The sequence below is a fragment of the Rhizobacter sp. P2_H2 genome (genome assembly GCF_056403375.1).
This window is the reverse complement of the sequence record NZ_JBFUFP010000196.1, coordinates 1-7,177: the sequence shown is the minus strand read 5'-3', so window position 1 is coordinate 7,177 and position 7,177 is coordinate 1. Positions and strand designations below refer to the sequence as shown.

Below are 7,177 nucleotides of genomic sequence, written 5' to 3'. Positions count from 1 at the left end.
ACTGGGAACACCGTGCCTACTGGGGCGCGGACCAGATCAAGTGGGGCACCGCCAACACGGCCTCGCGCATGCGCATGGGCGACCTGCCGCCATCCGGACAGTGGGTGATGTTGAAGGTGCCGGCCAGCAGCGTCGGCCTGAACGGTGCGCAGCTCGACGGCATGGCCTTCACGCTGTTCGGCGGCCGCGCCGCCTACGGACTCACCGGTGCCCGCATGGGCGATCAGCAGTGGACGAAATGGTTCTGCAACTTCCTGCCGACTGGCGCGCGCGTGCAGGGCGACGAGGTGTGGGACCTGCTGGCGCCCAACGACCTTTGGGCGCCGTTCGAGCCGCAYGACGGCGTGGTGCCCAGCCTGCCGCAACTGGTGGGCAGCACGGACGGCGACATCTTCGGCGAATCGACGTCGCAGACGCGGGCCGTGCCCGTCAGCGGCTTCAACCTCACCTACCCGACGGCGGCTGGCTGGCGCGGCCACACCATCGGGAATTTCGCCAACGTGACGATCAGCACGGACGGCAGCGACCGCCTGACCAACTGGATCTACCTCGACGAGCTGGCGCCGCCGCGTGCGCTGCTGGCCCTGGTGGTCACCCGGCGCAGCACGACGGCGCCCGAAGAGACGCGCACCGTGTTCTGGGGCGAGAACCACCTGGAGCAGCTCGCGGCCGCATCCTCCGCCTTCCAGTCGGTACTGACGGCCGAGCGTGCGGGCCCGCTGCCACAGTCCGGCACCTGGGTGCAGTTGAACCTGATGGCGCTGCGGATCGCGGAGATCGCCACGCAGCAGCTGGTGCGCGTGCGCTTCCTGGCCTTCGGCGGAACCGTTTCCTTCAGCGAGATGTCCCGCTATCCCACGGTGGCGTCCACCACGCCGCAGCGCCTGTGGCCGGTCAGCATTGCTTCGGGCGGCGGATCCACCACGCCGCCCTACTCGACGCTGCTGAACGGCACGCTGGTRCCGCAGAACAACCTCGGTGTGCTGACGCCGACGCCTTCCTCGCGCATCGGCACCGTGCGCATCTACACCGAGCTGGTGAGCGACCCGCTGATCAAGAAGCTGTCGGGCCACGAGCAATCCCAGTTGCTGTTGCGCGGCGTCTCCGGCTTCGCCGACTACCTGCGCGCGCGCATCGACCGCGCCGACGACATCACCGACTTCGGTTTCGCGCACATGCAGGTCGACATCTACCGGATGCGCCAGCTGACCATGAGCACGACCGATGCGTCGCGGCTCGCGGTGTCGCCAATGCTCGCGAGCATCGCCAAGTCCGACAGCGCGCTGGTGGTGCAGAACCAGATCCGCGACTACCTCACGACCGTCAAGACCTCGCCCGTGCGCGGACTGACGGCCGCGGCGGCGCCGTCGCCGTCGGTGCCGACCGCGTTGGCGGCCGCCAGCAGCCTGGCGATCAACAGCCTGGTGCCGGCCGCGCAATTGGCGATCTCGACCGGTGCCGCAGAGGTGGGCGCCGTCTCGCTGGCCAGGGTGGTCAGTCCCAGGGTCTCGACCTCCGGCCGCGTGCTGCTGCAGCCCCGCGCACCGCTGCCCGTCGTCTACTCGACGCCCATCATCGGTGCTTCCGAGGTGCGCACCACCGCCATCGCCGACCGGCTGCGCAGCCCGCCCTCGCCCGAGGCGCGCGACTATGCGCTGCTGAACCGCTATAACACCGTCAAGTCGCTGCTCGCGCTGCTGGACCAGTTCATGAAGGAGGACAGCGGCGAGATGCCGGCACTGCTGGATGGATTCAGCATCCCGGGACTGACCAACGATCCGTTCGTGCTCGGCAGCAACACGCCCGGCAGGCGCCTGCTGATGGAGTTCCGCACCACGCCGTCGCTGCTGGAGTTGCTGAGGCAGGCACCGCCGCCCGTCAATCCGAATTCGGTCGACGAGGCCACGATGTTCACGCAGACCGTGTCGCTGTCGGACCTCACCATCTCCATCCTGCGCCAGCTCGAAGCGCGCCTGGTCGTCTACCGCGACGCCCTGACGCGCGCCCAGACCGCGCTCGACCAGCTGCAGTCCGAGAACGACGCGAGCCAGGCGCGCCTGTCCGAAGTGGCCGACGAACTGGCCGAGGCGCGCCATGACGTCAGCGTGGCGCGCGCCCTGATGACCGAGGAACAGGAACGCATCGCCGCCGTCAACGCGCGGCGCGCCAAGGTGCTGAGCGAGGAGGTGAAGTTCGTCGCCTACATCCGCCCGCGCGAGACCGACACGGTGCTCGCCACGCCGACCCACTCGGTGGATCCAGGCCTGCTGGAGGCGCCCGTCCCGGCCTGCCTGCGCGAGCATCCGGACACGCCCGATGAACTGATGGACATGCTGCAGGTGCTGCGCGAGGCGCCCAGCAACTGGTTCGTGCGCGCCCCGAAGATCCTGCAGCAGCTCGACCGGCTGGAGCCCATGGTCAAGCTGATGCAGAGCGCGCAGCTGCGTGCCGTCACGGGCATTGCGGTGCCCAGGCCCGTGCAGCCGGCGGCCAGCGCCACGGTGCTGGCCAAGGGCATCGCACGTGTCGCCACGCGCCAGGTCGAGGCGCTGGCGCCGCGCCTGACCGCCATGCAGGGCTTCAACCTCGCGGCGCTGTCCACCACCACCACCTGGCAGAGCCTGCGCGTGCAGGCCGAGGCGGTGGTCAGCTTCGGCGACCTGGCCGAGGGCGGGCATGGCCGGCCGGACGTCGCGCGCGCCGCGGCCGTCGAGCTGCAGAACATGCGCAGCATCGTCAGCTGCCTGCATGCCGAGTTCTCCGGCGTGCCGGCCGTGCTGCGGCTGCAATGGGCGGAGCTGCTGTCCGAGTTCGACGACGCGCCCAACCTGCGCAACCTGGCGACGCTGACGGGTTGGGCGAGCATCGGCTACATCGACCGGCGCCAGATGCAGGCGTACGTCGACTGGCTGTTCGCGCAGATCGTCGACAACGTGCCGCAAGCGGTGGCGCTGGTCAACGACATCGTGCGCATGTGCCTGCTGCTGGCCAGCCACGCGCCGGTCGATCGCATCGTCAGCGGCCGCATGGCGCGGCCGGTCACGGGCATCAGCCCGGGTGTCAGCATCCCGCTGTCGGTGCTGGACGCGGCGCCGCTGCGCGTGGGCATGCAGGCCCTGCTGTACCGCAACGATGCGCTGGTCGCGCGCGCGCTGGTCGAGGACCTGGGCGCGGAGATCTCGGCACGGGTGATCCACACCTCGAGCGCGCGGGTCGACCTCGGCGACGACGTGCGCGTGCATTTCGACAGCAGTGCCATGGTCAGCCTGAAGGCGCAGACGGCCGGCCGCACGCTGTTCCGCACGCCATGAGTGAACGCAGGGTCCACCGGCTGCAACTGCGCGCCGCCGACGAGGCGTCGGTGACGCGCATGCTGCCGCGGCTCGAGGATGCGCTGCGCTGCGCCAGCCTGCCCGGCGACGACGCGCGCGTGCTGCTCGTGCGCCGGCTGGCGCTCGGGTGCATCGCGCCCGACATCAGCCCGCAGGCCTTGTCGATGCTGATCGAGCGTCAGGTGGCGCAGGCCGGCACGGCCTGGGCCGAGAACGATCCCGCGGCTGTTCCACCGCCGCAGGCCGAGGTGGTGTGTTTCGCGAGTCCGCTGGACGCGCGCGTGCGCCTGGGGCTGAGGTTGTTGCGCGGTGCGTCCTGCGAGGCGTGGTACTGGCCGCTGGCGGTGCCGGAATTCGAACCGGGGCTGCCTTTCGTGCTGCAGGCGCGCCGCGTGCTTCGGACGCTGGCCGCCTGGCCGCAGGCACGCATCGCGGTGCCGGCCTGGGTCGCCGCCATGGTGCGTGCCGGCGGTGCGGCGACGCTGGCCGCGGCGATGAACGAGCGCGAAGGCACGGGCTTGCTGCAGCAGGCCGCGCTGCCCRTCCTCGAGGATCTCGACGAACGTCCGGCCCCGCAAGACAGGCCCTCCGAGTCCGGACCGCATGGCGTTCAGGTGCCGGATGCGCCTGCGGATCCGCTGCTGTCTCTGCCGCGCTGGCTGCGCAGCGTGCTGCAGGCCTCCGGTGGATTCGATGCCGAGCTCGCCCCGCTGCGATCACACCGTTCACGAAGCGAGTCGGTCGGCGCGACACGCGCTACGGTGCCGGGTGGCGGGCCAGAAGCCCTCGAGGCGACGGCCTCGGTCGACACGGCACGGGCGCAGGAACGCGCAGGCGCATCACCGACGTCCCCGAAGGCCGAGCTGCGGCAGGCCACCGAGGGTCCGCGGAAATCGCCGGAGGCTTCCCCTGTGGTGGCCAGGCCGACGGACTTTCCACCGCTCGCCACGAGCCTGCATCACGTCCTGCTCGAGCAGTCGCCCTATCTCGAGCCCACCGCCTGCGGCGGCCTGCTGTTCCTGCTGCCGGTGCTGGCGCGGCTGGGATTCGCCGGCCAGGACCCGCTGCCTGCGGACCTCGCGCAACACGTGCTGCATCTCGCCTTGCAGCGATTGCCGGTGGACGACGACGACCCGGGCTGGCAGCTCGCGCGGCCCGCACCCGATCTTGAAAGCGGAGCGCGCGCGCTGCACTGGCTCAGGCTGGCCCGCCGCTGGCTCTGGCGTGCCGGCCGCCTCGGCTTGCGCCGCCTGGTGCTGCGTCCCGCGCGCCTCGGCGTGAGCGCGACGCATGCCGACCTGCACTTCACGCTCGACGACGTCGACCTGCGCGTGCGCCGCCTCGGCCTGGACATCGATCCCGGCTGGCTGCCCTGGTACGGCCGCGTCGTCGGTTTTCATTTCGAGGGGCAGGCCCGGCCATGAACGCACCGGAACGCCTGTTGCCACCGATCGCTGGCCTGACGCTGGCCGAACAGGCGTTGGCACAGCTCGCGCCGGACGAGGTCGACGCGATGGCTGCGCCGGAAGCCCATTGGCTGGTGAGCTTGCGGGACCGCGAGACCGCAGCCGGGCCTTCTGCGCTGGATCGCGCGGTCCAGCGGCTGTCGAATGCCCTGGCCCTGCTGCCGGTGGAACGCCATGCCGTGGCCCTCGCGCTCGCCGCCGACACCGACCCGATGGTCTCGCGCGCCCTCGCCTGGCTGCAGGCGCCGCTGCGCGAGATGCATCCGAGTGTCGGGCTGGTCGCGGCGCTGCATCGCGATGCGAACGGCGGCACGACGCAGGCGCTGGCGCAGCTGGTGGACGGTGTGGCGGTGCGCAGCGGGCTCCTGCAGCTGGATGGGGGCAACCGGACGCTCGCGGACGCGCCCTTGCGCGTCCCGTCGCCCATTGTTCTCGCAGCCTGCGGCGCACGTGGACAGTGGCCCGGCGTGACGCTGGAGGATGCGGCCGGTGTGCTGCCCGCGAGCCTGCAGCAGCAGGCCACCCAGTGCGCACGCAGCCTGCCGGCGCAAGGCGTGCTGGTCGTGCGCGCCGGCCACCCGCGCGAAGCCCGCGATGCGGCAGCGGCGGTGGCGCGTGCGCTCGGGAGGCGCACGGCCTTCATCGACGGCACCGACACCCTGCCCGGCCTCGCTGCATGGCTGGCCTTGCACGACGCCCTACCGGTGTTCTGCAGCGAGACCGCGCCGGGCGAACGCCAGCGCGTGCCCGTGCTGCCTGGGTACCGCGGGCCCTCGCTGGTGGCCACCGGCCTCGACGGCGCATGGACCTGCGACGGCGACACGCCGCCGGCCTGGCGCGTGCCGCTGCCGCAGGCCGGGGAACGCGGCGCGCTGTGGCGCGCAGGACGGGTCGACGAGACCCTGTCGGCCCGGCTGGCGGCGCAGCATCGCCACAGCGCCACCCGCATCGCGCAGCTGTGCGACGCGGCCGAACAGGATCGGCTGCGCACCGGCGAGGACCGCCTGCAACCCTCGCACCTGCACCAGGCACTGCGCCAGGCCCGCAGCGAACTCGGCAGCCTGGCCGAAGCCCTGCCCGAAGACGTGCCCGACGATGCCCTCGTGCTGCCGGCCTCGCTGCGCGACGAGCTCGAGCGCGTGCTGCAGCGCTGCCGCCTGCGCGACGGCCTGGCCGACGGCCTCGGCGCCGCCAGCCGCACGCGCTACCGCCCCGGCGTGCGCGTCCTGATGGTGGGCCCTTCGGGAACCGGCAAGACATTGAGCGCCGGCTGGCTGGCGACGCGCCTGTCGCTGCCGCTGTTCCGCGTCGACATCGCCGCAGTGACCAGCAAGTGGATCGGCGAGACCGAGAAGAACCTCGCCGAACTCTTTGCGCGCGCCGAGCACGCCGAAGCCATCCTGCTGTTCGACGAAGCCGATGCGCTCTTCGGCAAGCGCACCGAACTGAAGGATGCCAACGACCGGCATGCCAACCAGCAGACGAACTACCTGCTGCAGCGGATCGAGTCCTGCGACGGCATCGTGCTGCTCACGAGCAACAGCCGCAGCCGCTTCGACAGTGCCTTCACGCGGCGGCTGGACGCGATCGTCGAGTTTCCCGCACCGGGTCCCGAAGAACGCCGTGCCCTGTGGCTGGCTCACCTGGGCGAGGCGCATGAGCTCGCACCGGCCGTGCTGAACCGGCTGGCGGCGGCTTGCGAACTCGCCGGCGGACACATCCGCAACGTGGTGCTGGCGGCCCGTGCGATCAGCGGCGGTGGTCGCGTCGATGCGCGTTCGGTGGCGCTGGCGCTGGCCGACGAATACGGAAAGCTCGGCAAGGCCATGCCGGCGGGGCTGCTGGGGCTGCCGGGCACACCGGCCGGATGAGGCGATGAGCAGGTTGGCGTCGCGCCGCGCGCCAGCGCCCGCTGCGCTGGGGGCACCGCCGCGCAAGCGCGATGGCACCTCGCCCGACGAGGACAGCGAGAGCACTGCCRACCAGGATGCCGACCCGGAACAAGCCGCCGCGGCGCCCTTGCCCCGTTACCTGAAGCCGCGCAACGAGTTGCTCGATGCCAGGCTGGATGCACGGTTGGACGCGAGACTCGACGCGCGCCTTGATGCACGCTTGGACAACCGGCTCGACGGCTCGTTGCTGCAGCCGTTCTCGCCCGGACTTGGCGGCCGGCCGCTGCGTCCCACGCCGGCCGTGGAAGAGCAGCCCGGTGCACCCTCTCCGCAGGCCGGGACGGTCTCCGCGAAGGAGATGATCGCCGAGCTGACGCCCGTCCCGGCCCCGCGGCCCGCCACGCCCGCTGCACCCGTCCCTGCGCCCTCTCCCACTCGCCCGCCACCTCCCGCGCCTGCACCGTCACCGCAAGGCAAGCCAGGGGAC

2 protein-coding genes and 2 pseudogenes are annotated in these 7,177 nt (G+C 71.7%); all 4 read left to right on the top strand.

Annotated elements, in window-relative coordinates; translation table 11 throughout:
- Positions 1 to 3,311: pseudogene (locus tag AC1D15_RS12960) on the top strand (hypothetical protein); the annotation flags it as partial.
- Positions 3,308 to 4,756 carry a hypothetical protein gene (locus AC1D15_RS12955; RefSeq protein ID WP_477826294.1) on the top strand — a complete coding sequence of 483 codons (1,449 nt, stop codon included), beginning with the start codon at positions 3,308 to 3,310 and terminating at the stop codon, positions 4,754 to 4,756. The pseudogene AC1D15_RS12960 and the gene AC1D15_RS12955, both read left to right, overlap by 4 nt.
- Complete coding sequence (locus AC1D15_RS12950; RefSeq protein ID WP_477826293.1) at positions 4,753 to 6,669, top strand: ATP-binding protein; 1,917 nt, start codon at positions 4,753 to 4,755, stop codon at positions 6,667 to 6,669. Before AC1D15_RS12955 ends, AC1D15_RS12950 begins: the two co-directional genes overlap by 4 nt.
- A 4-nt stretch (positions 6,670 to 6,673) precedes the next feature.
- Positions 6,674 to 7,177: pseudogene (locus tag AC1D15_RS12945) on the top strand (hypothetical protein); the annotation flags it as partial.